The sequence below is a fragment of the Psychromicrobium silvestre genome, assembly GCF_013408295.1.
Lineage (GTDB): Bacteria > Actinomycetota > Actinomycetes > Actinomycetales > Micrococcaceae > Renibacterium > Renibacterium silvestre.
Window position 1 is genome coordinate 55,886 of record NZ_JACBYQ010000002.1, and the last position, 22,632, is coordinate 78,517.

20 protein-coding genes are annotated in these 22,632 nt (G+C 58.9%); 10 read left to right on the forward strand and 10 right to left on the reverse strand.

From position 1 onward, the window contains the following. The first annotated feature begins 209 nt into the window (after positions 1 to 209). The 5 genes from tkt (at position 210) to fbaA (ending at position 5,975) form a co-directional block, all read left to right on the forward strand. On the forward strand, positions 210 to 2,357 hold the full coding sequence (tkt, locus tag FHU41_RS08300) for a transketolase (protein ID WP_218847243.1): 2,148 nt from the start codon (positions 210 to 212) through the stop codon (positions 2,355 to 2,357). 31 nt (positions 2,358 to 2,388) lie between these two features. After that, positions 2,389 to 3,510: a transaldolase gene (tal, locus tag FHU41_RS08305; protein ID WP_179389231.1), complete on the forward strand. Its 1,122-nt coding sequence runs from the start codon at positions 2,389 to 2,391 to the stop codon at positions 3,508 to 3,510. A 145-nt stretch (positions 3,511 to 3,655) separates the two neighbouring features. Next, positions 3,656 to 4,333 (forward strand): ribulose-phosphate 3-epimerase, encoded by a 678-nt coding sequence (rpe, locus tag FHU41_RS08310; protein ID WP_179389232.1) that lies wholly within the window; start codon positions 3,656 to 3,658, stop codon positions 4,331 to 4,333. 75 nt (positions 4,334 to 4,408) lie between these two features. Beyond that, positions 4,409 to 4,882: a ribose-5-phosphate isomerase gene (locus FHU41_RS08315; RefSeq protein WP_179389233.1), complete on the forward strand. Its 474-nt coding sequence runs from the start codon at positions 4,409 to 4,411 to the stop codon at positions 4,880 to 4,882. A gap of 70 nt (positions 4,883 to 4,952) precedes the next feature. Beyond that, entirely contained in the window at positions 4,953 to 5,975 is a 1,023-nt protein-coding gene (gene fbaA, locus FHU41_RS08320; RefSeq protein ID WP_179389234.1) for a class II fructose-bisphosphate aldolase, read from the forward strand. A 280-nt stretch (positions 5,976 to 6,255) separates the two neighbouring features. Here fbaA and FHU41_RS08325 read toward each other — a convergent pair whose 3' ends face one another. Beyond that, positions 6,256 to 7,749 carry a glyceraldehyde-3-phosphate dehydrogenase gene (locus FHU41_RS08325; protein ID WP_179389235.1) on the reverse strand — a complete coding sequence of 498 codons (1,494 nt, stop codon included), beginning with the start codon at positions 7,747 to 7,749 and terminating at the stop codon, positions 6,256 to 6,258. Positions 7,750 to 7,897: 148 nt separating this feature from the next. After that, positions 7,898 to 9,238 (reverse strand): C1 family peptidase, encoded by a 1,341-nt coding sequence (locus tag FHU41_RS08330; RefSeq protein ID WP_179389236.1) that lies wholly within the window; start codon positions 9,236 to 9,238, stop codon positions 7,898 to 7,900. 126 nt (positions 9,239 to 9,364) lie between these two features. On the opposite strand from FHU41_RS08330, the gene FHU41_RS08335 reads away from it, so the two are divergent. The 3 genes from FHU41_RS08335 (at position 9,365) to FHU41_RS08345 (ending at position 13,083) form a co-directional block, all read left to right on the forward strand. Next, positions 9,365 to 9,982, forward strand: coding sequence for a Chromate resistance protein ChrB (locus tag FHU41_RS08335; protein WP_343046292.1), 618 nt, complete (start codon positions 9,365 to 9,367; stop codon positions 9,980 to 9,982). Next, positions 9,979 to 11,187, forward strand: coding sequence for an MFS transporter (locus tag FHU41_RS08340; protein WP_179389237.1), 1,209 nt, complete (start codon positions 9,979 to 9,981; stop codon positions 11,185 to 11,187). The genes FHU41_RS08335 and FHU41_RS08340 overlap by 4 nt, the downstream gene beginning before the upstream one ends. Before the next feature lie 492 nt (positions 11,188 to 11,679). Next, positions 11,680 to 13,083: a DNA-binding protein gene (locus tag FHU41_RS08345; RefSeq protein WP_179389238.1), complete on the forward strand. Its 1,404-nt coding sequence runs from the start codon at positions 11,680 to 11,682 to the stop codon at positions 13,081 to 13,083. A gap of 342 nt (positions 13,084 to 13,425) precedes the next feature. Here the strand turns inward: FHU41_RS08345 and FHU41_RS08350 are convergent, their stop codons facing one another. From FHU41_RS08350 to FHU41_RS08385, 8 genes are all read right to left on the reverse strand, one after another. Beyond that, positions 13,426 to 13,968: a manganese efflux pump MntP gene (locus FHU41_RS08350; protein ID WP_179389239.1), complete on the reverse strand. Its 543-nt coding sequence runs from the start codon at positions 13,966 to 13,968 to the stop codon at positions 13,426 to 13,428. Then, complete coding sequence (pqqE, locus tag FHU41_RS08355; RefSeq protein ID WP_179389240.1) at positions 13,965 to 15,152, reverse strand: pyrroloquinoline quinone biosynthesis protein PqqE; 1,188 nt, start codon at positions 15,150 to 15,152, stop codon at positions 13,965 to 13,967. The genes FHU41_RS08350 and pqqE overlap by 4 nt, the downstream gene beginning before the upstream one ends. Continuing rightward, positions 15,145 to 15,423: a pyrroloquinoline quinone biosynthesis peptide chaperone PqqD gene (gene pqqD / locus FHU41_RS08360; RefSeq protein WP_179389241.1), complete on the reverse strand. Its 279-nt coding sequence runs from the start codon at positions 15,421 to 15,423 to the stop codon at positions 15,145 to 15,147. Before pqqD ends, pqqE begins: the two co-directional genes overlap by 8 nt. Then, entirely contained in the window at positions 15,410 to 16,102 is a 693-nt protein-coding gene (gene pqqC / locus FHU41_RS08365; RefSeq protein WP_179389242.1) for a pyrroloquinoline-quinone synthase PqqC, read from the reverse strand. The genes pqqD and pqqC overlap by 14 nt, the downstream gene beginning before the upstream one ends. Positions 16,103 to 16,111: 9 nt before the next feature. Further along, a complete protein-coding gene (gene pqqB / locus FHU41_RS08370) occupies positions 16,112 to 17,005 on the reverse strand; it encodes a pyrroloquinoline quinone biosynthesis protein PqqB (RefSeq protein WP_179389243.1) in 894 nt (297 codons plus the stop codon). A gap of 89 nt (positions 17,006 to 17,094) precedes the next feature. Beyond that, complete coding sequence (gene pqqA, locus FHU41_RS08375) at positions 17,095 to 17,196, reverse strand: pyrroloquinoline quinone precursor peptide PqqA (protein ID WP_179389244.1); 102 nt, start codon at positions 17,194 to 17,196, stop codon at positions 17,095 to 17,097. A 43-nt stretch (positions 17,197 to 17,239) separates the two neighbouring features. Beyond that, positions 17,240 to 18,925: a PQQ-dependent dehydrogenase, methanol/ethanol family gene (locus tag FHU41_RS08380; protein ID WP_179389245.1), complete on the reverse strand. Its 1,686-nt coding sequence runs from the start codon at positions 18,923 to 18,925 to the stop codon at positions 17,240 to 17,242. Between the two features lie 18 nt (positions 18,926 to 18,943). Further along, on the reverse strand, positions 18,944 to 19,417 hold the full coding sequence (locus FHU41_RS08385) for an MSMEG_3727 family PQQ-associated protein (protein ID WP_179389246.1): 474 nt from the start codon (positions 19,415 to 19,417) through the stop codon (positions 18,944 to 18,946). 1,035 nt (positions 19,418 to 20,452) lie between these two features. Here FHU41_RS08385 and FHU41_RS08390 point away from each other — a divergent pair. Together FHU41_RS08390 and FHU41_RS08395 are read left to right on the forward strand one after the other, a co-directional pair. Beyond that, positions 20,453 to 20,926 (forward strand): MSMEG_3727 family PQQ-associated protein, encoded by a 474-nt coding sequence (locus FHU41_RS08390; RefSeq protein WP_179389246.1) that lies wholly within the window; start codon positions 20,453 to 20,455, stop codon positions 20,924 to 20,926. Positions 20,927 to 20,944: 18 nt separating this feature from the next. Continuing rightward, entirely contained in the window at positions 20,945 to 22,630 is a 1,686-nt protein-coding gene (locus tag FHU41_RS08395) for a PQQ-dependent dehydrogenase, methanol/ethanol family (RefSeq protein WP_179389245.1), read from the forward strand. The last annotated feature ends 2 nt before the right edge of the window (positions 22,631 to 22,632 follow it).

Here is a 22,632-nt window from a genome sequence, read left to right on the forward strand (position 1 = left end):
AGTTCGAAGCACTTTTAGCTCTGAAATCTGACCAAAACACGCATCAGCCAACTCTTAAGGGTAGTAAGAACCATCAGAAAATAGCGTTACCCCTACCCCTTCGATCCGAAAGGATAAATACCAACCAGAAAATATCCCAACGGCCACCCCGGCCAACACCCCAAACGAGAGGAACAACCGTGAATCCCACAAGTAATGCGACAGACACCTTGTCCGACGCGACAGGTTCAGCGGCTAGTCCCGAGTCAGGATCGCTCAGCTGGACATCCGAGGACCAACGGGCCGTGGACACCGTCCGGGTTTTGGCCGCGGACGCTGTTGAGAAAGTTGGCAACGGCCACCCGGGCACGGCCATGAGCCTTGCGCCAGCGGCCTACCTGCTTTTCCAAAAGGTGATGCGCCACGATCCGAAGAATACGGATTGGATTGGCCGCGATCGCTTCATTCTCTCCCCGGGGCACAGCTCGCTAACGCTGTACATCCAGCTCTTCCTTTCCGGTTGCGGTTTGGAGCTCAGCGATTTGGAGGCTCTGCGCACCTGGGGTTCGCTGACACCGGGTCACCCGGAATACAAGCACACCAAGGGCGTGGAAATCACCACCGGCCCTTTGGGCCAGGGACTCGCCTCCTCGGTAGGCTTCGCTTATTCGCAGCGCCGGATGCGCGGGCTCATGGACCCCGATGCCGCTCCTGGCAGCAGCCCCTTCGACCACACCATCTGGGTCATCGCTTCCGACGGCGACATCCAGGAAGGCGTCACAGCCGAGGCTTCCTCCCTGGCTGGACACCAGGAACTGGGTAATCTCGTGGTGGTCTATGACGAGAACCACATCTCCATCGAGGATGACACCGACATCGCCTTCACCGAAGACGTGCTCAAGCGTTACGAGTCCTACGGCTGGCATACCCAGCGGGTGGACTGGACCGAGACAGGCGAATACGTCGAAAACGTACAGGACCTGCACTCCGCGCTGCTGGCTGCGAAGGCCGAAACCTCCAAACCCTCGATCATCTCGCTACGCACCATCATTGGCTACCCGTCGCCGAAGAAACAGAACACCGGCGCCATCCACGGATCCGCCCTGGGTGCCGCCGAAGTTGCAGCCCTGAAGACCGAGCTTGGTTTCGACCCGGAGAAGAACTTCGACGTCGAGCCCGCCATCCTGGCCCATACCCGCAAAGTCGTCGCCCGTGGAGCGGAAGCCCATGCAGAGTGGAATGCCGACTTCGAAGCCTGGAAATCCGCCAACCCCGAGAACGCAGCTCTGCTGGAGCGGATCGAGAAGAAGGAACTTCCGGCAGGCTGGGAAAGCAACCTCCCCGTTTTCGAAGCGGGCAAGGATGTCGCCACCCGAGCAGCTTCCGGCAAGGTCCTCAACAGCCTCGGCGGTGTTCTGCCCGAGCTTTGGGGCGGTTCCTGCGACCTCGCTGGCTCCAACAACACAACAATCGACGGATACGGGTCGTTTGTGCCGGCTTCTAAGCAGACCGACACTTGGTCTGGCAGCCCCTACGGCCGAGTACTTCACTTCGGCATCCGGGAGCACGCCGCCGCCTCAATCGTCAACGGTATCCACCTGGGTGGTCCCACCCGCGCCTTCTCGGGTACCTTCTTGATCTTCAGCGACTATCAGCGCCCGGCCATCCGACTATCCGCCTTGATGGGGGTGCCGTCCATCTATGTGTGGTCACACGACTCCATCGGCCTCGGCGAGGACGGCCCCACCCACCAACCGGTGGAGCAACTCGCCACGCTGCGTGCCATTCCGGGTCTTGATGTGGTGCGTCCGGCCGACGCCAACGAGGTCTCCGCTTCCTGGAAGAAGATCCTGGAAACGAAGGATAACCCGGCAGGCATCATACTGACCCGCCAGAACGTCCCCACCTTTGCCCGGGGCACCGGTCCGGCGACGGCGGCTGAATTTGGTTCTGCCGACGGCGTAGCCAAGGGCGGGTATGTCCTGGCCGAGGCTACCGCTATTGGTGCCGTCACCACCGCTCAGGTAATCCTGATCGCCACCGGTTCTGAGGTTCAGTTGGCCATCGAAGCCCGTGAGGCGCTCCAGGCTGAAGGCATCGCCACGCGCGTGGTTTCCATGCCTTGTGTCGAGTGGTTCCGTGCCCAGCCTGCTGAGTACCGTGAGCAGGTGCTACCCGCAGCCGTCAAGGCTCGCGTCTCCGTCGAAGCAGGCCTGTCCCTGGGCTGGAAGGAATTTGTTGGCGACGCCGGCCGGTCCGTCAGCCTGGAGCACTTTGGTGCCTCCGCAGATTACAAGCGCCTTTTCCAGGAGTTTGGCATCACGGCGGATGCCGTCGTTGCTGCCGCAAAGGACTCCCGCATCGCGGCAGCCAACTAACCTCAACTACTTGAAGGAAGCAACAGAAGCCATGACCAACGCAACTCCCACTTCTCTCCTTTCCGATGCAGGTGTGTCCATCTGGTTGGATGACCTCTCCCGCGAACGACTCTCCAGCGGCAGCCTGCAGAAACTCATCGACGAAAAGAACGTCGTCGGTGTGACAACCAACCCGTCCATCTTCCAAGCCGCGATCACCTCTGGGACGGACTACGACGCCAAGATCGCTGAGCTTGCGGCTCAGGGGGCCAGCGTCGAAGAGACTATCTTCGAGATCACCACGACAGACGTGGCCGACGCTTGCGATCTCTTCTCCCCGATTTTCGCGGCTACCAAGGGAATCGATGGCCGGGTCTCCATCGAAGTTGACCCCCGCCTGGCTTGGGACACCGAGGGCACAATCGCCGAAGCCAAGGAACTCTTCAAGAAGGTTAACAAAGAGAACGTTCTGATCAAGATCCCCGCAACACTAGAGGGATTGGACGCGATAACGGCTACCCTTGCCGCCGGAATCAGCGTCAATGTGACTCTGATCTTCTCCTTGGCGCGATACCGCGCGGTCATCAATGCCTTCCAGGCGGGCTTGAAACTGGCCAAGGAAAACGGCCACGATCTCTCCACGATCCATTCGGTGGCATCGTTCTTCGTTTCCCGCGTGGATACTGAGATCGATAAGCGCCTCGATGCCATTGGCACCGAGGATGCTAAAGCGCTCAAGGGTTTGGCCGGGGTGGCTAACGCCCGCCTCGCCTACCAAGTCTACGAAGAACTCTTCTCCACCGAGCGTTGGGCCGTTTTGGCAGAAGCCGGCGCACTGCCACAACGTCCGTTGTGGGCTTCGACGGGGGTCAAGGACCCGGCATATCCCGACACCTTATATGTCACGGGCCTTGCGGCTGCCAATGTGGTCAACACCATGCCGGAAAAGACCCTCGACGCCACATTCGATCACGGCGTTGTCACTGGTGACACCATCTCCAGAACCTATGCGGAGTCCATGCTCACGCTGCACCGGCTTGAGCGCCTGGGCGTCTCCTACAACGACGTCGTCGCGCTCCTTGAAGCCGAAGGCTTGGAGAAATTCGTGGCTAGTTGGCACGAGCTTTTGGCCGATATCGAAACGGCCCTTGCCACCGCCCGGAAAGCATCCTAACCCGCTGAGCACACAGGTTCAGCGGATCAATCTCGGGTTATCCCGAGGCCGGATTGAAATCCGCACCGTCTCGGATGGGTGGAGACCTTGAGTCCCACCCATCCGGATACCAAGATCAGCAAGCCGCTACTGAAAGGCCGATCCAATGCCCTCTCTACCTCTGCAGTGTTGCATTAGCCCCAGCATCCTTTCCGCCGACTTCGTTAACCTCGAGGCGGAGCTAGCCCGCATCAGCAATGCCGATGCCGTGCATGTGGACGTTATGGACAACCACTTCGTACCTAATCTGACCATCGGCTTGCCTGTTGTGGAACGGATCCAAGCGGTCAGTCCGGTGCCTTTGGATGCGCATCTGATGATTGCCGAGGTCGATCGGTGGGCACCACAGTACGCCGACGCTGGCTTGGATTCCGTAACGTTCCATGTCGAAGCATCCAACGCACCCATCAAGCTTGCCCGGGAACTGCGTGCCAGGGGCGCGAAGGCCGGGATGGCCCTACGTCCGGCGACGCCCGTCGAGCCGTACCTAGATATGCTCACGGAATTAGACATGCTACTGATCATGACGGTGGAGCCGGGTTTCGGCGGGCAGGCGTTCATTGACGTGATGTTGCCCAAGATCCGCCGAGCCCGAGCCGCCGTCGAGGGAAGCGGCGCCAATCTTGCCATTCAGGTTGACGGCGGCATCACGGAGGAAACCATTACGCGTGCGGCCGAGGCCGGCGCCAACATTTTCGTGGCGGGCTCGGCCGTCTACGGCAAGCCGTCCCCGGCCGAAGCCATCGATGCGCTCCGGGCCAAGGGACAGCTCGCTTTCGGCTAGCTAGCGAACCGAGCGCTTAGGCACTTTCGGCTGCCAACGATACACATCCACACCACTAGATTTGAAGGGCCAATCATGCGCATTCACATTGCAACCGATCATGCCGGCATGGAGCTCAGCGCTCACCTGATCACGGTTTTGTCCGCTAAGGGTTATGAAATGATCGACCACGGACCACAGGCTTATGACGCCGAGGATGATTATCCGTCTTTCTGCATCAGTGCGGCTCTGGCGGTGGTGGCAGACCGGGCCGCCGGGGTGAATGCCTTAGGGATTGTGTTGGGTGGTTCCGGCAACGGCGAACAAATCTCCGCGAACAAGGTCAGGGGCGTTCGCGCGGCCTTGGTGTGGAATCTCGAAACGGCCAGGCTCGCCCGGGAACACAACGACGCCAATGTGGTGGCCGTGGGCGGACGTCAACACAGCGTTGAAGAGGCTACCGAACTTATTGAGGAATTCCTGACCGAGCCCTTCAGCAACGCCGAGCGCCACGTGCGCCGCATCGACAAGATTGCCATCTACGAGGCTACGGGCGAAGTCCCGGCATAGCCCGAAACCTCAACACCTGCTGGAGCTCAACGCCGAAGCACCTGTACACGAAACTAAGCAAGGAGTTTGTATGGCTATCGCGACACCGGATGAATATGCAGAGATGATTGATCGTGCGAAGGCGGGCGGTTTTGCTTATCCTGCGGTGAATGTGACGTCGTCGCAGACGTTGAATGCTGCTTTGCAGGGTTTTGCGGATGCTGGGTCGGATGGCATTGTTCAGGTTTCTACTGGTGGTGCGGCGTATTGGTCGGGTGCTTCGGTGAAGGACATGGTGGTGGGGTCGTTGGGGTTCGCGGCTTTTGCTCGTGAGGTAGCGAAGAAGTATCCGATCAAGGTTGCTTTGCATACCGATCATTGCCCGAAGGATAAGTTGGAGGGTTTCGTGTTGCCTTTGCTGGCTGCTTCGGAGGCGGAGGTGAAGGCTGGGCGGGATCCGTTGTTTAACTCGCATATGTGGGATGGTTCGGCCGAGACGTTGGAGGAGAACTTACGGATCGGGCAAGAACTGTTAGCGCGGACGGCTGCTGCCCGGATGATTCTCGAGGTTGAGATCGGTGCTGTTGGTGGTGAGGAAGACGGGGTGGATAACGAGATTAACGACAAACTGTATTCCACGGTTGCTGATGGTTTAGCGACGGTTGAGGCGTTGGGGTCTGGGGAGAACGGCCGGTACATTACGGCGTTGACGTTCGGTAATGTGCACGGGGTGTACAAGCCGGGGAACGTGAAGTTGCGTCCGGAGATCCTCAAGGACATTCAGGAACAAGTCGGGGCGAAGTTGGGGAAGGCGAACCCCTTCGACCTGGTGTTCCATGGTGGTTCGGGGTCGAGTCCGCAGGAGATCGCGGACGCGGTCTCTTATGGTGTGATCAAGATGAACATTGATACTGACACCCAGTACGCCTATACCCGTCCGGTCGTCGATCATATGCTCCGGAACTATGACGGGGTCCTCAAGATCGATGGTGAAGTTGGTAATAAGAAAACTTACGATCCCCGAGTCTGGGGCGCTTCGGCCGAGAAAGGCCTCGCGGCCCGCCTCGTCCTCGCCGCCCAAGAACTCGGCTCCGCCGGCAAAAGCATCGGATAATGAGGGACAGACTTTATCGATAGCTGTACGAAGGAGGAAATTTGCCTTCTTTTCGCGAGCCAATATTTTCAGCTAACTCAATGATTTTCTGCGGCAGCTGAATGCGCTAGGCGCATTCTCTGGGATTATTATTGATCTGAGTCAGCTATAAAATAATTTGGCCACCCGGTAACGGCATTCTTACCAGGCGACGAACTCTACGATAAAGAGCTTGAACCTTAACCTCGCATTATCAATGAGACAAAGATTCAAGAATGATATTATTCCGCTGAGGCCGGAATTAGATCGATCCCTGCGTGGCAAGCACCGGCAGATTTTCCCGAACAAGATCTTCAGCCGGGAAAGCCGGCCGATTTATACCGGACATCTCTTCCGCGATGCGCACCACCTGGCAGCTGTAACCGAACTCGTTGTCGTACCAGACGTAGAGGATGAGGCTCCTGTCCGTGGAAACAGTGGCGAGACCGTCCACGATCCCGGTACGCCTGGAACCGACGAAGTCGGTGGAAACCACCTCGGGCGAGTCAATGTAGTCGATCTGATCACGTAAATCCGAATGCAGCGACATCTCCCGAAGGTAGCTGTTCACCTCCTCCTTGGTAGTCCCGTTTTCAAGACTGAGGTTCAAGATAGCCAGGGAAACGTCCGGGGTGGGGACTCGGATGGCACTGCCGGTGAGCTTACCCAACAGTTCGGGCAGCGCCTTAGCCACCGCTTTGGCGGCACCTGTTTCGGTAATCACCATGTTCAGCGCGGCCGAGCGTCCGCGCCGATCGCCGTTATGGAAGTTATCGATCAAATTCTGGTCATTGGTGAACGAATGAACAGTTTCCACGTGACCGTGGACCACGCCAAACCTGTCATTTATAGCCTTCAGCACCGGGGTGATGGCATTCGTGGTGCAGGACGCCGCAGACACAATCCGGTCTGTATCCTCGATGCTGCCGTGGTTGATGCCGTGGACAATGTTCTTCAGCGAGCCCTTGCCCGGAGCCGTCAGCAGCACCCGCGCAACGCCCTTGCTCCGCAGGTGTTGAGACAGTCCTTCAGCGTCCCGCCAACGACCCGTATTGTCCACCACAAGAGCATTAGTGATGCCATAAGCGGTGTAGTCGATGCTGGCAGGATTGTCCGAATAGATGACCTGCACCTGAACCCCGTTGGCCGTGATGGTGTTGGTGTCCTGATTGACCCGGATGGTGCCCTCAAAGGGACCGTGAACCGAGTCACGGCGCAGCAGGCTGGCACGCTTGGAAAGATCATTCTCGGATCCTCGGCGGACCACAATCGCCCGCAAACGCAGCCCATATCCGCCGCCGGCTCTTTCAATAAGGAGCCGGGCCAGCAGCCGTCCGATCCGACCGAAACCGTAGAGTATGACATCAATACCGGTACGGTTGTGGCCGCCATACTGGCCCACGATCGCGGCGAGCTCACCACGAAGGAATTCCTCTAAGCTGGCGCCGTCGCCCTCTTCCTTGAACTTCTGATTCAAGCGCGCGATGTCGATCGTCGCGGGGCCGAGCCGCAGCTGTGCCAGGACTTTCAGCAAAGGGGAAGTCTCCTCCGGGAGCAGCTCCTCCTTATTGATTCGGCGCGCAAAACGGTGCGCCTTGAGAATGTCCATCGTGGATTTGTTCGTCAGATCCCGGCCGTGAATGCTGGTCACGACGTTGTTTTCGCGGTACAGCCGACCAACAACAGGGATCATAGCCTCGGCCAGGGCCTCTCGATCCATCCAGATATCAAGACAAGAATCTGAGGTTTGTCTCATCGGACTACCTTTCCAAGAAAAGAGCTGGGCTTAGCATCCATCCTCCTGTCATTTAGGGGTAGGGGAAACGCCAAATCTGGATAGTCTTAGCCATCCGTTTGAGCAGGTTCTTCGATGGACCTTCCCGCGCACCCGGGTACCCGAACCGCTACGCCAGCGCCCCCATCGGATCCCAAGCCGGCAGCACCGTAGGTTCCGCATCCAGCGCTTGCCGCAGCTCAGGGGACAACCGTGACTTGTTAACCACAACCTCGAAGACATACTCGTCGAACCAGTTGTCCGCCATGGTGAAGAAACCCTGATCACCGGCTTCTTCACCCCAACTGTTCTCTACCCGCCAGCGGCGAGTTTCGCCGTCGAACACATCAACCCCGGTCAGCAGCATGGCGTGGGTCATGGCCGATTCGCCAAAACGAACACGTGCTTCCTTATCCATGGCAAGTTCGGCACCATAGAGGCCTGCGTAGTCGTACAGGTGAGCATCCCAAATACCGTCCTTGCGGACCATCTGAGGGCCCACATCGCAGCCGAACCAGACCGGCTCACCATCCAGAATGGCATCCCTGGCCAGTTGCTTGGCTAAGCCAATCTCGACGTTAAGGTAGAGCACCGGTTCCGCGTCAACCACATTGCCCAGATGCTCGACCGTCAGTGTGCTTCCTTTCGGATGCTCCGTCCTGGGGTCGTCGACTAGGCAGACATAGTCATCGAGGTTGATGGTGCTGTACTTCGCCAGAAATTCTTGAGGCGTCAGCGAACCCTCACGGTGAAAGAACTTCGCATCGTCGATGTATTCCCAGTCAATGGAGGATGGCGGAGTGCCGAGGTGCAGTGTGAGGATTCGGTGCACCTCGGCAATAATCCGGGCTTTCTCTTGTTGCTGCCCAGCGGAGTCACCGTCGTGACGGAGTCGGCGCAAATCCTGCGCTCCGCGACGTAAGAGGGAACGCAGGACGGCGTTCATCCGGTTTGTATTGGAGGAGGACTCGGTTTCCGGCATGGCCGACTTCGGCACGGCACCGTATTTGCGGAAGATGTTCACCGCCATATTCCACTGGCCGCCGTCGCCTAGGACGGTCTGCAAGAGGAATTGCACCAGACGGTCATCCTCGCCGCGTTCTGCGGTCTCCACAATGGACTCTAAGAAATAGTTGGCACGTTCCAGCTTGTCGAAGTACATGGCGTAGTTCTGGGAGAACTCGAATTCCTTCACCCCCAGGATCTGCTTAGCGCCTACCCGCAGCAAGTTCAATGCGGCGAAAAGCCAGCAACGGCCGGACTTCTTTTGGTTGGCGACCTTCCAGTCATCGATGCGGTTTGACACGGTACTGGAGAGCGCTGTCGCAAGCTGGTGATCAATGGCGAGCTCATCGACGCTGACGCGGACGATGGCATTTTGCCTCTGCTTAAGGATAGGGTCCGCCGCAAAGGACTCTTGCAGCGTCGCGATCTGCTCGGTGGTCAGGGATGGGTTCGGTGAAGTAGCCATACCTTCCGTTCTATCCCGGCTCCAGTACGGTGACAATCACTCGAAAGCATTGTTTGTAGCTGATCAAGCGGAGGGGCGGTGGCTCATACATTCCTTCAAGATGTAATCACTGTTACAGTTCTAATTGTGACAGATGATATTTCCTGGGTTCTGATCCTGCCCCAAGTACCTTCCGACCCATCCCGACACCGGGTGGCCGTGTGGCGCCAACTTCGTAAAACGGGAGCCGTGCCGGTCTCCCCCGGAGTGTGGGTGCTGCCCGCCGCGCCTGCTTTCCAGGCGGATCTAGAGCGAGCTGGCGAGCTGTGCCGTAAGGGCGGCGGGGTTTTCGCCGTCATTGATGCTTCACCAAGAGACGCGCCCTCGGCCGCAGTGATCCGGGACGCATTCGCTTCGGTGCGCGTGGATGAGTGGGCCGAATTCGTGGCTGATTGCGGCAAATTTGAGGCAGAAATTGCCCGGGAGATCCAGAAGCGGAAATTTACCTTTGCCGAGCTGGAAGAGGAGGAGCAAAGCCTGGACCGGCTGCGGCGTTGGTACCGGGATCTAAAAAAGCGTGATGTCCTGGAACTACCGGAGGCAAAGACCGCCGACACCCGGTTGCGTGCCTGTGCTGCCGCACTGGACGGCTACGCGGAACAGGTCTATCAGGCCATCCATGACGCGCCCGGAGATGGTGGCTCCGGCCCGTCCGGCACAGCCTTGCGGGATTCGCCGCAGGGCCACACCGGCCTGGGCGAATGAATATCCCGCATCGCCGCGGCAGCATCCCTAAGGCGGTTTCGAGTCCTTCCGCCCGGACCTTAGCCCCGCTCTACGCCGCAGGATTCACCACGTCTTTCGGAGCTCACAGCATTGCCGCGGGACTCGGCGCGGAAAGCGGAGGCATCGGGCTCGGGCTACTCACCTTCGGAGTACTACTTGCCCTGTATGACGTTGCCGAGGTGATTCTAAAACCCGTCTTCGGCTCCCTCAGCGACAGGATAGGCGCCAAGCCAGTCATCGTGGTGGGCCTGCTTGGCTTTGCCCTCGCCTCGCTATTAGGCACAACATCCGCCACCCCCCTGATGCTGGGCTTAGCCCGACTAGGGCAAGGTGCGGCCGCCTCGGCATTCTCCCCCGCCTCCTCGGCAGCGGTTGCCCGGTTAGCCGGACCGGCTGCAGCAGGCAGCTACTTCGGCAAATACGGTTCTTGGAAAGGGCTGGGCTATGTGCTGGGTCCGCTGCTAGGAGCAGGACTCATCTGGGTCGGCGGCTTTCCTGCCCTATTTCTGTCGATGGCTATCGTCTCAGCCGTAGCGGCCATATGGCTCTGGCTTGCGATGCCCTCACTGCCGGTCCTTCCGCGCCCGAGATACACAGTGGCTGAGGTGGTCCGCCAAAGTACCCGGCGCGCTTTTCTGGTGCCCACGCTGGCACTGGCCGGGGCCACCGGGGCTTTAGGCGTCGCCGTCGGCTTCCTGCCATTACTGGGCAGCAGCCTACACGTGGGTTTGTTTGCCAGCATGGCTGTGGTGTCTATCCTCGCGGTGTCTTCCACGCTGACCCAGCCGCTGGTTGGTCGACTGTTGGACCAGCAGCGGATCAGCTCCCCCGCCGGGATGAGCCTGGGGCTGGCTATGATCGCCGCCGGGGTCATACTGCTCGCCATTCTTCCGGTGCCAGCAACGCTCTACCTCAGCGCAACGATCATCGGCGCTGGCATCGGAATCACAACGCCACTTGGCTTCGCCCACCTCGCTAGCACAACCCCAGCAGAACGGATGGGCCGAACCATGGGCGCCGCAGAAATCGGCAGGGAGGTCGGTGACGCCGGCGGGCCACTACTCGTCGGAGCCATCGCCACGGCCGCGAGTATCGCTGCAGGCTTAGGGGCGCTAGGTGTCCTAGTGGCCGTAACATCCCTACTGTGTACGGTCCTTCTACGTCCGGCGAAACCTCAGCATTGAGGAGAGCTCCCGATGTGGAAACACCTGCATACAGTTGGCTCTTATCGCGCCAACTGTATAAAAAGAAATCAGCCAGTCATCATAGATTATCGACAAATACTTTGCATCAACTAATTAGGATAATTTAACGCTTATTGAACACCGCTTAGCATTTAAGGACCACTCCACCGCCAACGCTAATCATCGTATTGAATACACCCCCATTCTCTCCCCCTGAGAATCACCCCAAAAAACTCAAAAAGGTCAGAATTCCCGGGAGAAACATACCAACATAACAACGTAACTTTCTTGCCAGAGTTATTGGTTCAGAATACGCTTATGAAGTCCTCCAGCGAGTACCGTTCGGTGGATGCACCGCAGGAACACCCACCGCGCTAACCGGGTCAGATATCAGCCTGGGAAGCAACCTGGGCCGGCGATGCCTGCCTCGGCCGGTGTTCTGGCTATCGTGGCAGACCACGCGATTTGATGAGCAGCCAAAGGCGGTGCCCAATGCCAGGTGACCAGCGACTCCAGTCGATATCCCGCGACTTGAATAGGACCGAGGTCTACGGCGCGTGGGAACGCTTTGTACAGGGTGACGACGACGTCTACGGGGTACGACCCGAAGTGGCGATCTCCTGGCAGCGGTCACGGGATCAGTATCACATCGACCCGTATCTGTCCGAAGTACCTAATGCGGCGGTCTCGCAGGTTGTGCACTCCCTCGATCAAGATGTCGTCTTCACGGAACTGGGTTTCTGTGCTGCCGCGATGGCACATGAGGTGGCTAGCGCCGGAGGCGTAGTGACCGTCGCCGACGCTGGCGGCAGGATCCTGACAGCGTGGGGCGATAAGAACACCCGCTCCATCGCCACCGCAGGCGGCCTCGCACCATGGTTTTGCTGGTCCGAGGGCGCGGTGGGAACGAATAGCATGGGCACCGCACTCGAAACTCGGCGCGCGGTGATGATCAGACAGTCGGAACACTGGTGCCAAGCCTTCCACGAATGGTCTTGCGGGGGCGTCGCAGTGCGGGACGTGGTCACTAGGGAGCCGCTTGCCGTCTTGAATATTTCGTGTTGGCGCAGTGATCTACCGTCCTCCGCACGGAAATGGCTGGAAAGCGCCGCTATCCATACCCAGAACAGCTTGCGCAGGCGGGCCCGTGACAGCGGCAGCGAACTGCTCGCCGCCTATGTACACGCCCGGGGGCGATCAAAGGAGCCGCTCGTCGCCGTCGATACGGCAGGTGCGGTAGTGATTGCCGATGACAGGGCCAGCGTCATTCTCGGCGTACCCGCAAACACCCCCGCAGTTGATCCTGCGGTGCGCTGGACTCCGCAGCTTCCGCCGCTGATCCACGCTGCTCGATATGCCACCAAACGAGCGCACTCAGACCCGAGTTGGACCGGCTCGACGCAAATCTTCACCCTTCTCTCTAATGAACCATCGTCGATCGGCATTCGACCTGTGTTCCTTCACAACACTCTGATTGGGCACCTGATCTCTTTCGGAGCCTTCGTCGGTGAGCAGTTCCCGCAGGCAGAAACAGGCGGGGTCTTGCTAGGACCATCCCGTCGAGTAGTTGCCCTCCGCGAGGAGAACCGGATGGTACTGCTGAAGACTTCAGAGGTCACGATGGCAGAAGCGGACGGCAGCGAGGTGTGGCTGCTCACCGATGATGGCAGAATGCGGGCTGCCTTATCCGGCCTAGACAAACTCGAAAACGATCTGTCGGACACCGGTAGCTTCCTACGAGTACATCGTCAGTATCTGGTCAACCTGAGCCGTATCCGAGAGGTCGAGCGTCGAGAAAAAGGCGAACTGGTTCTGGTCATGGACAATCCCGAGCACACCATGGTTCCGGTATCTCGGCGGAACATTCGCGCGGTACGCCGGGCTCTGAGCATCTAAAGGCATGCCCGCAGGACGGCGGGTAACGCAGAGGGCAGGTGCCCGACGACTTTGAAGTCGAGCATCTGCCCTCTGCGTTTTAACTTAACTTCGTTAGCGTTTTAACTTTGCGGGCACCGACCGGCGAGAGTCACCGAGCCCTTCAGTGTTGATGCACTTCGCAGGAACAGTACATGTTCCGACAGGTGTAGCAAGCAGGCATCGTCTTGCAGCGCGGACAGACCTCACAGTTAACCGGCTCCGTGTGCCGCTCAGCATCCACCGAGGTGTAGGACTCCCCACAGTGATAGCACGGAGGTCGCTCCCTACTGTCCTTCTGGTCACCCACCTGGGTATTCGGCATCAGGAGTCGCCCACGCCCGCGACCACCAGGCCGGCCATCAGCACAAACGCAATCCCGGTCAAAAGATCCGTACGGAGGCGAGGGATGAAGTTGGCGATAGTGCGGCCGATCTGGTGTCCAGCAACCGACATCACGAAAGTGGTGAATGCGAACAATATGGGTGCAATCCACGGCGAGTACCCGGCAAGGCCCAGGGTCGCACCACCGAGCACGTTATCGATGCTCAAGGGCACCGGCAACCAGCGCCTAGCCGTCTTCATATTAAGATCGGCGTGCTCCGGTGAACGGATCGCCTTAAAGATGACCCACAGGCCGTACCCGGCAAGACCTGCCGCCCCAATCATCTCCGCGGTATCCGAGATCATGGTGCTCACGTACTCACCGATAAGCATTCCGACGAGTGGCGCCACACCGTCCCAAAGCGCGAAAATCGCGGACGTATTGATGGACTGACGTAAGGTCGGCTTAAGCCCGCCGAGCGCTATCGAGGTCCGAAAGTTGTCAAGACTCAGGCCGAAGCCGAGCAGGATTAGGGCGATCATTCTTTTCCTTTCAATACGGTGGGGGACAGTGAAACAGACGTTCTCGCCGTCCTTCTTTGCGTCGTCGCAGCCGTTCTTTGTCTTCTCGGGCGGCCCATCTGTGGGCGGGGAATAAGCGAACCGCCCTGCGGCCGCGTTGGGTCGTTTGCTGCCGCAACCGCTGCCTCGACCAGCCCGTGGTCTGGGGAGAGGTGGCAGACCGGGTCTGTTCGAGAGGCGTCCCCGGTGAGTGCAAGAGCCTGGCAGCGGCAGCCGCCGAAGTCGATTTCCCGGCGTTCACAACTCCGGCAGGGATCTGGCATCCATGCCTCGCCGCGGAACTGTTGAAAAAGCGGAGCCTCTTCCCAGATCCAGGCCAGCGAGTGTTCGCGCACGGTGGCTGGCGGTAATTCAAGTGAGCGAGCCACCTCATGGGCGACAGGGCAGGGCAGCGCCTCGCCGTTAGGCACCACGGTGAAATGCCTGCTGGCCCAGCCATCCATACAGGGCTTGGGGTACTGGCTGTAGTAGTCGGGGATCACATAGATGATTTCCATCCGGCCATCAAGTCGCTCTCGAGCTTCTCGCACCAGCACTTCCGCGCGCTCCAACTGCTCCCTGCTCGGAAGTAGCTCAGCACGGTTTGGCTCTGCCCAGCCGTAGTACTGGGTATTTGCCAGTTCGATGCGGTCGGCTTTCATCGCCTCGGCCATATCAAGGATGCCGCCAATCCGGTCGATGTTCTGCCGGTGCAGTACCACATTGAGCGTGAGTGGCCAGCCCAGTTGTTTGACCAGACTTGCGACCGCCTGTTTCCGCTCAAAGGATTTGGTTCCTGCGATCTGATCGGACAGGGCAGGATCATCGGCCTGGATACTGAGCTGCACATGATCGAGGCCGGCCTCGCGGAGTTGCTCGGCCCGACGGGCAGAAAGACCGAGCCCGCTGGTGATCAGATTGGTGTAGAGGCCCAGCTTATTGGCGTACTGCACTAAGTCGACGATGTCGTGGCGCTGCAGCGGCTCGCCGCCCGAGAGGTGCAACTGGAGGACCCCTAGGTCCGCAGCCTCAGCAAATACACGTTGCCACTCTTCCGTGCTGAGCTCGTCGCGATAGTCGTCGAGTTGCAGCGGATTTGAGCAGTAAGCGCAATGCAGCGGGCATGAGTAGGTGAGCTCGGCTAGCAGTGCGTAAGGCTTATCCATGGTCTACCTCCATGCCATGCTTGGTGACGAGAGCCGCCACGAAGCGTTGGACGTCGCCATCGGCGACTTGGTCGTATTGGCCGCGCAGTTCGGCCCTGATCTCTGCGATTGTCCGCTGGCCGTCGCACAACTCCACGATTGCGGCGCCAGTGGCATTGATGGCCCAAATTGTCTCGGGTGAGAGCAGCGCGTGTTCCCCGCGTGCGGCGTTAAAGACCAGACGCACGTGCGGCGCCAACCGTGGCCGGGCCGTCTCGTCAACGCGGTCCATAGGCCTGGTCAATCGAATCGAGCATGCTCCACAGCACGTCACACTTGAAGGACAAGGCTGCCACTGCGGCTGCTTGGGTTTCCGGGGTGATGCAGTGCTTCCGTACCACCTCAAGACCGTGCTCCGAGTCGCGAGGTGCCTGGGTGAGACGAGACCGGAAATAGGCGAGGCCCGCTGGGTCGATCCAGGTGTAGTAGCGCTCGAATGCCGCGAGCCGCTGGGCCATCAGGTTAGGTGCGAACAACTCGGTCAGCGAGGAAGCCACCGCTTCCACCCACGGCTTGGTTCGGGTGAAGGTGACATAAGCGTCGACGGCGAACCGCACTCCCGGGAGCAGGTGACGGGAGTCCTCGACCTCCTCGCGGGACAGGCCAACGGCTTCGCCTAGACGCAGCCACGATTCAATCCCGCCAGTTCCCTCGGTGGTGCCGTCGTGGTCAATAATGCGTTGGACCCAGCGACGCCGTACCTCGCGGTCCGGACAACTGCTAAGGACCGCTCCGTCCTTCCGGGGAATGTTCTCCTGGTAGTAGAAGCGATTGGCGACCCACCCGCGGATCTCCTCCGGACTGGACTGCCCCTCGTTCATCCGCTGATGAAAGGGATGCTCACTGTGGTACTGCTTGGCATGCGTGCGGAGCTTTTCCTCGAGTTCATCGGGGGTGAGTACTGCCGTCATCTTTGCTCCTTAGATCTCTAGTTCCAAACCGTCCACACCGACCTCCATGCCCTGCCGGTCCAGGTGTTGTCGTTCCGGCGAGTCGTCGAGCAAGATCGGATTGGTGTTATTGATGTGGATGTAAATTTTGCGATCAATGGGTAGTGGCGAAAGCAACTCAAGGCTGCCGCCTGGCCCATCGATAGGTACATGTCCCATCTCCCGCGATGTCTTGTTAGCCAAACCAAGGCTGGGCATCTCGTCATCGCGCCAGCAGGTGCCGTCGATGAGCAAGACGGAGCAGTCCGCCAGTTGCTCGAGGATCTCGGGAGAGAGCTGCTGCACGCAAGGGAGATAGACCAAGCTACGACGGCTGGTGCTATCGGTGATGCGGTAGCCCACTACCCGACCGCTCGATGCGGCACCGGGGAAGCGCATCCGTTTCTCCGTGGGGACGTCAAACGCGCTATAAAACAACTTCTCACCTAGCGCCACCTCGGTACCGTGGACGACCGGGCGCCAGGTGACCGGGCAGTACGCTTCAAGCGTCCGTAGTATCCCGGTCCCGGTGGTGAGGGTTTCGTGTACCGACTCCGTCGCGTGCACCTCAAGTCCTAGGCCCTCCCGCATCAAGAGTAGGCCGATCGTGTGGTCGAGCTCGGCGTCGGTAAGCAGCACTGACTGAAACCGAATCACCGTACCGTCGTCTGGGTGCAAGGCTGGGAAGGATTCAATTTGCGACTGGATGTCTGGTGAGGCGTTGAGGAGGAACCACTGTTCCCTATCAGCGCTCACTGCGATGGACGATTGAGAGCGTGCGACGCTGGGCCGCGAACCGCTCCGGACTGCTCGGCATTGTGGGCAGGCGCAGTTCCACTGTGGTGAGCTTCCGCCGGCTGCTGATCCTAGGATGCGGATCCACATTGCTGTTGACGTCCTTTCGGGGTGGTGCTGGTGGGGTGCCTGGCCGTTGTTGGGTTGTGGCACCCCACCAGTTGGTACTGCTTTTGGTGTTACTTTTCGAGGATGGCCACGTAGGCGGTGACCTCGGCAGAGACACGGATTTCTTTGAGCGTGGGAGCTTCCCAGTGCTGCGGTGTGTGTTTGGTGTTCATGTTTCCTTGGTTCCTTTCAGTTCTCGTGTGTGGTGGTGTGGGGTTAGCTGGGGAGAGCGAAAGCGATCAGCGCGCTGCCGTGGCCCGCGCCGAGCATTCCGGGAATGATGCCTTCGAGCCATCCGCCCCAACCCACGGGAACGACGACGTATTGCTTACCGTCAACGCTGTAGGTCGAGCAGCTACCGTGGTGTCCGCTACCACACTGGAATTCCCATAGCTTCTCGCCCGTGCGGGAATCTAGCGCGACGAACTCACCCGTGGGAGTGCCCGCGAAGACTAGATCGCCTGCGGTAGCGAGCACGGACGCTGCCATGGGGTAATCGATACGCCAACGCCACTTCTCTTCACCGTGGGTATCGAACGCGCTGACCGATCCAGCCATGTCATCGATGTCCACCTGAACAGCAGCCCCCCAATACGGCATGCTCTCTTTGAACTCCCGACGACGACGGGTCGCGGTAGCACCCACGTCGGCTACAGGCACGTAGAACATTTCGGTCTTGGGACTATACGCTGCGTGCGTCCATTCCTTCGCACCAGCCGGGCCGGGGTAGAAGTGAACGGGCTCGCCCTCTTTGTCCGGGTACTTCCGGGGAGTCACTTTCCCGTCTCGAGTGATGACGCCCCAATCGATCCGGTCCACGAAGGGAGTGACGTGTTGAAGTTCACCGTTAGTACGGTCCAACACGAAGAAGTAGCCGTTCTTATCGAAGTGACCCAGCAACTTCTTGCCGTCACGTTCGAACAGTGTCATCTCCATCGTGGAGTCGTAGTCCCACAAATCATGCGGAGTGAACTGATAGTGCCACTTGATCTCACCAGAATCGACATCTAGCGCGACAACACTGTCGGTATAGAGGTTGTCTCCCGGACGAACCTCACCATCGAAATCAGGGGCCGGGTTACCGGTGCCCGCGTAATACAAGTTGGTCTCCGGGTCATACGTCCCCGTGACCCAGTGGTTCGCACCACCACGAGCCCAAGCCTCACCATCAGCAGGCCAGGTCTCTGATCCCGGCTCGCCCGGCTTGGGCACGGTGTAAGTACGCCAGCGCTGCTCACCGGTCTCCAAGTCCCAAGCATCGATGTGGCCACGCACACCGAACTCGCCACCAGCACTACCGGTGATGAGGAAGTCCTTGATGACCGTCGGCGCGATCGAGGCGCTTTCCCCAGCACGCACATCACCGATGGTCTTCTGCCAGACCTTCTTACCGTTCGTCGCATCCAACGCCAGTAACTGGGCGTTCGGAGTGACGAAGTAGACCTTCCCGTTAGCCACCGCGCACCCACGATTAACGTTGCCGCAGCACAGCGAAACATCGAAAGGCACCGCGTGCTTATAACGCCACAGTTCCTGACCCGATACCGCGTCAAGAGCCCAGAACCAACCATCCCAACCCGTGACGTACATGACGCCATCAACGATCACAGGACAGGTCTCAAACGCGTACGTCGAAGCGCCCGCGATCTGGCCCGACTGCCCCGCCTGGAAAATCCAGGCCGGACTGATCTTGCTCACGTTCTCAGTATTAATCTGATCCAGCAGACTGTAACGCTGCCCGTCATAAGCACCGTAGTACGTCAACCAGTTCTGCGACTCCGAACGCGCGTTCAAAAGACGGTCGTAATTGATGTTGTCCGTCACCGCAGGCGCGGTACCAGTCACAGCACTCAACGCGCTATGGTCAATTGCCTCTCCGGCATCTACATATTCGATTGTCATCGGTTCAATCCCTTTCTTCTATGGGCGAGGCTGGTCGGGGCGATCCAAACGGGCTTCCGGGGGTACTTCGCCCTTCACCACGATCGCGGCCGTCAAACCACGGCCCTCATCGTTGCCTCCCGGCGAGCTGTACCAGTAGTAACCCGGACCATCCAGAGTCAACTTCGCCTGACCCCTCGAATGGTTCAGCAACCAGAGAAACTTCTGATCCCCATTACTCGGCAACAAACAAGAATGCGTGTTCTTGTCATCATTGATAACCGTCAACTCAAGATCACCACCATGTGGCAAAACCAAGATCGCCGGATCCCACGAAACCGAATCTTCCCTGATCCGGATCGTCGCCTCCATCGTGCCGTCAGCACGCTCGGTCGCCGCCTCAATGTTGCCGGTCGCCAAAACCCGCCCCATCGACGCCTTGTTCTGTCCATCCAAGCCAAACTCAGCCAACAGCTCAGATCGTTCGTCATTAATCACTTCAGTAGCCGTCACTAGACACCTCCTCAATCGTGAAATCAAATACGCGTCACACGCACTCGAACCCCTCGCGTAACAGGCATATTCATAGTCCACTCACTCATCCGAGCAAGTTCCGTAACCGTATGTTCACTTCAAACCAACAACCAGACACAACCGCCGAACCGACCTAGCCCACCGCTCACCCCCCACAACACACCGCTCACAACGAGACCCACATCACACCCCACCACCCAACAAACCCAGATTTCAGGAAACGTTTGCCTGCCGGACGTTGCTGCCGATAGAGGTCAGGCTCGACTCATAGCTGGTTTTGATGGCGGTCGGCAGGGGGGGATGTCCGGTGTAAGCCGCGGTGTGAGGCGGCGCAACGCACTGGCCGTCAATGTTGAGGGCCAGTATTCCCGGTAGGTGAGCCCAAGTTAGCAAGGTAGACATGTGCGTTGAATAAGGATCAGCACGGAGATCCACGTAAGCGACCCGGTTATTGAATGGGTGGCGGCGCAGTCGATTCTCTAACCAGGAATCTGCAACTGCACGAGATCTCTCTCCAGCGTGAACACGGTGTCGGTCTTTGACGAATTGATCAGCTGATCCGCAGGTTGCCACGGAATTCACCCAGTCGGCCAAGGATGAGGGGCTAAGTCTGCTGCCCCCGGCTCGGGCGCGGCTGCCAACACAGAGGCCGGTACGTTTCTCCGAACGAGCGGCTGCCTGGCTGCATGAATGCAAGGATCTCCTGCCCCGCGTCTTCGCGGTCTCTTGTCTAGTTCAGGGCTCCATACACAGTGCTCCAAATTGCTCCAATGGGGTCATAGTGCGGGTTTGTTGGGTGGTGGGGTGTGATGTGGGTCTCGTTGTGAGCGGTGTGTTGTGGGGGGTGAGCGGTGGGCTAGGTCGGTTCGGCGGTTGTGTCTGGTTGTTGGTTTGAAGTGAACATACGGTTACGGAACTTGCTCGGATGAGTGAGTGGACTATGAATATGCCTGTTACGCGAGGGGTTCGAGTGCGTGTGACGCGTATTTGATTTCACGATTGAGGAGGTGTCTAGTGACGGCTACTGAAGTGATTAATGACGAACGATCTGAGCTGTTGGCTGAGTTTGGCTTGGATGGACAGAACAAGGCGTCGATGGGGCGGGTTTTGGCGACCGGCAACATTGAGGCGGCGACCGAGCGTGCTGACGGCACGATGGAGGCGACGATCCGGATCAGGGAAGATTCGGTTTCGTGGGATCCGGCGATCTTGGTTTTGCCACATGGTGGTGATCTTGAGTTGACGGTTATCAATGATGACAAGAACACGCATTCTTGTTTGTTGCCGAGTAATGGGGATCAGAAGTTTCTCTGGTTGCTGAACCATTCGAGGGGTCAGGCGAAGTTGACTCTGGATGGTCCGGGTTACTACTGGTACAGCTCGCCGGGAGGCAACGATGAGGGCCGTGGTTTGACGGCCGCGATCGTGGTGAAGGGCGAAGTACCCCCGGAAGCCCGTTTGGATCGCCCCGACCAGCCTCGCCCATAGAAGAAAGGGATTGAACCGATGACAATCGAATATGTAGATGCCGGAGAGGCAATTGACCATAGCGCGTTGAGTGCTGTGACTGGTACCGCGCCTGCGGTGACGGACAACATCAATTACGACCGTCTTTTGAACGCGCGTTCGGAGTCGCAGAACTGGTTGACGTACTACGGTGCTTATGACGGGCAGCGTTACAGTCTGCTGGATCAGATTAATACTGAGAACGTGAGCAAGATCAGTCCGGCCTGGATTTTCCAGGCGGGGCAGTCGGGCCAGATCGCGGGCGCTTCGACGTACGCGTTTGAGACCTGTCCTGTGATCGTTGATGGCGTCATGTACGTCACGGGTTGGGATGGTTGGTTCTGGGCTCTTGACGCGGTATCGGGTCAGGAACTGTGGCGTTATAAGCACGCGGTGCCTTTCGATGTTTCGCTGTGCTGCGGCAACGTTAATCGTGGGTGCGCGGTGGCTAACGGGAAGGTCTACTTCGTCACTCCGAACGCCCAGTTACTGGCGTTGGATGCGACGAACGGTAAGAAGGTCTGGCAGAAGACCATCGGTGATGTGCGTGCTGGGGAAAGCGCCTCGATCGCGCCGACGGTCATCAAGGACTTCCTCATCACCGGTAGTGCTGGTGGCGAGTTCGGTGTGCGTGGCCACATCGATGCTTGGGACTTGGAGACCGGTGAGCAGCGCTGGCGTACTTACACCGTGCCCAAGCCGGGCGAGCCGGGATCAGAGACCTGGCCTGCTGATGGTGAGGCTTGGGCTCGTGGTGGTGCGAACCACTGGGTCACGGGGACGTATGACCCGGAGACCAACTTGTATTACGCGGGCACCGGTAACCCGGCCCCTGATTTCGATGGTGAGGTTCGTCCGGGAGACAACCTCTATACCGACAGTGTTGTCGCGCTAGATGTCGATTCTGGTGAGATCAAGTGGCACTATCAGTTCACTCCGCATGATTTGTGGGACTACGACTCCACGATGGAGATGACACTGTTCGAACGTGACGGCAAGAAGTTGCTGGGTCACTTCGATAAGAACGGCTACTTCTTCGTGTTGGACCGTACTAACGGTGAACTTCAACACGTCACTCCCTTCGTGGACCGGATCGATTGGGGCGTCATCACTCGAGACGGGAAAGTGACTCCCCGGAAGTACCCGGACAAAGAGGGCGAGCCCGTTCACTTCTACCCCGGCCCGGCTGGTGCGAAGGAATGGACGCACGCAGCGTATAGTCCCAAGACCGAAATGTTCTACGTGCCTGTAGCCGACGTGGGTGCTACCGCGACCCGTCGTCGTCGGGAGTTCAAAGAGAGCATGCCGTATTGGGGGGCTGCTGTTCAGGTGGACATCGATGACATGGCTGGATCGGTCAGCGCGTTCGATACCCACGGTGAAGAGAAGTGGCGTTGGCGTATCGATTACCCCATGGCAGCGTCCGTGCTCGCTACCGCAGGCGATCTAGTCTTCGCGGGCACTCCCACGGGTGAGTTCGTCGCGCTAGATTCCCGCACGGGCGAGAAGCTATGGGAATTCCAGTGTGGTAGCGGACACCACGGTAGCTGCTCGACCTACAGCGTTGACGGTAAGCAATACGTCGTCGTTCCCGTGGGTTGGGGCGGATGGCTCGAAGGCATCATTCCCGGAATGCTCGGCGCGGGCCACGGCAGCGCGCTGATCGCTTTCGCTCTCCCCAGCTAACC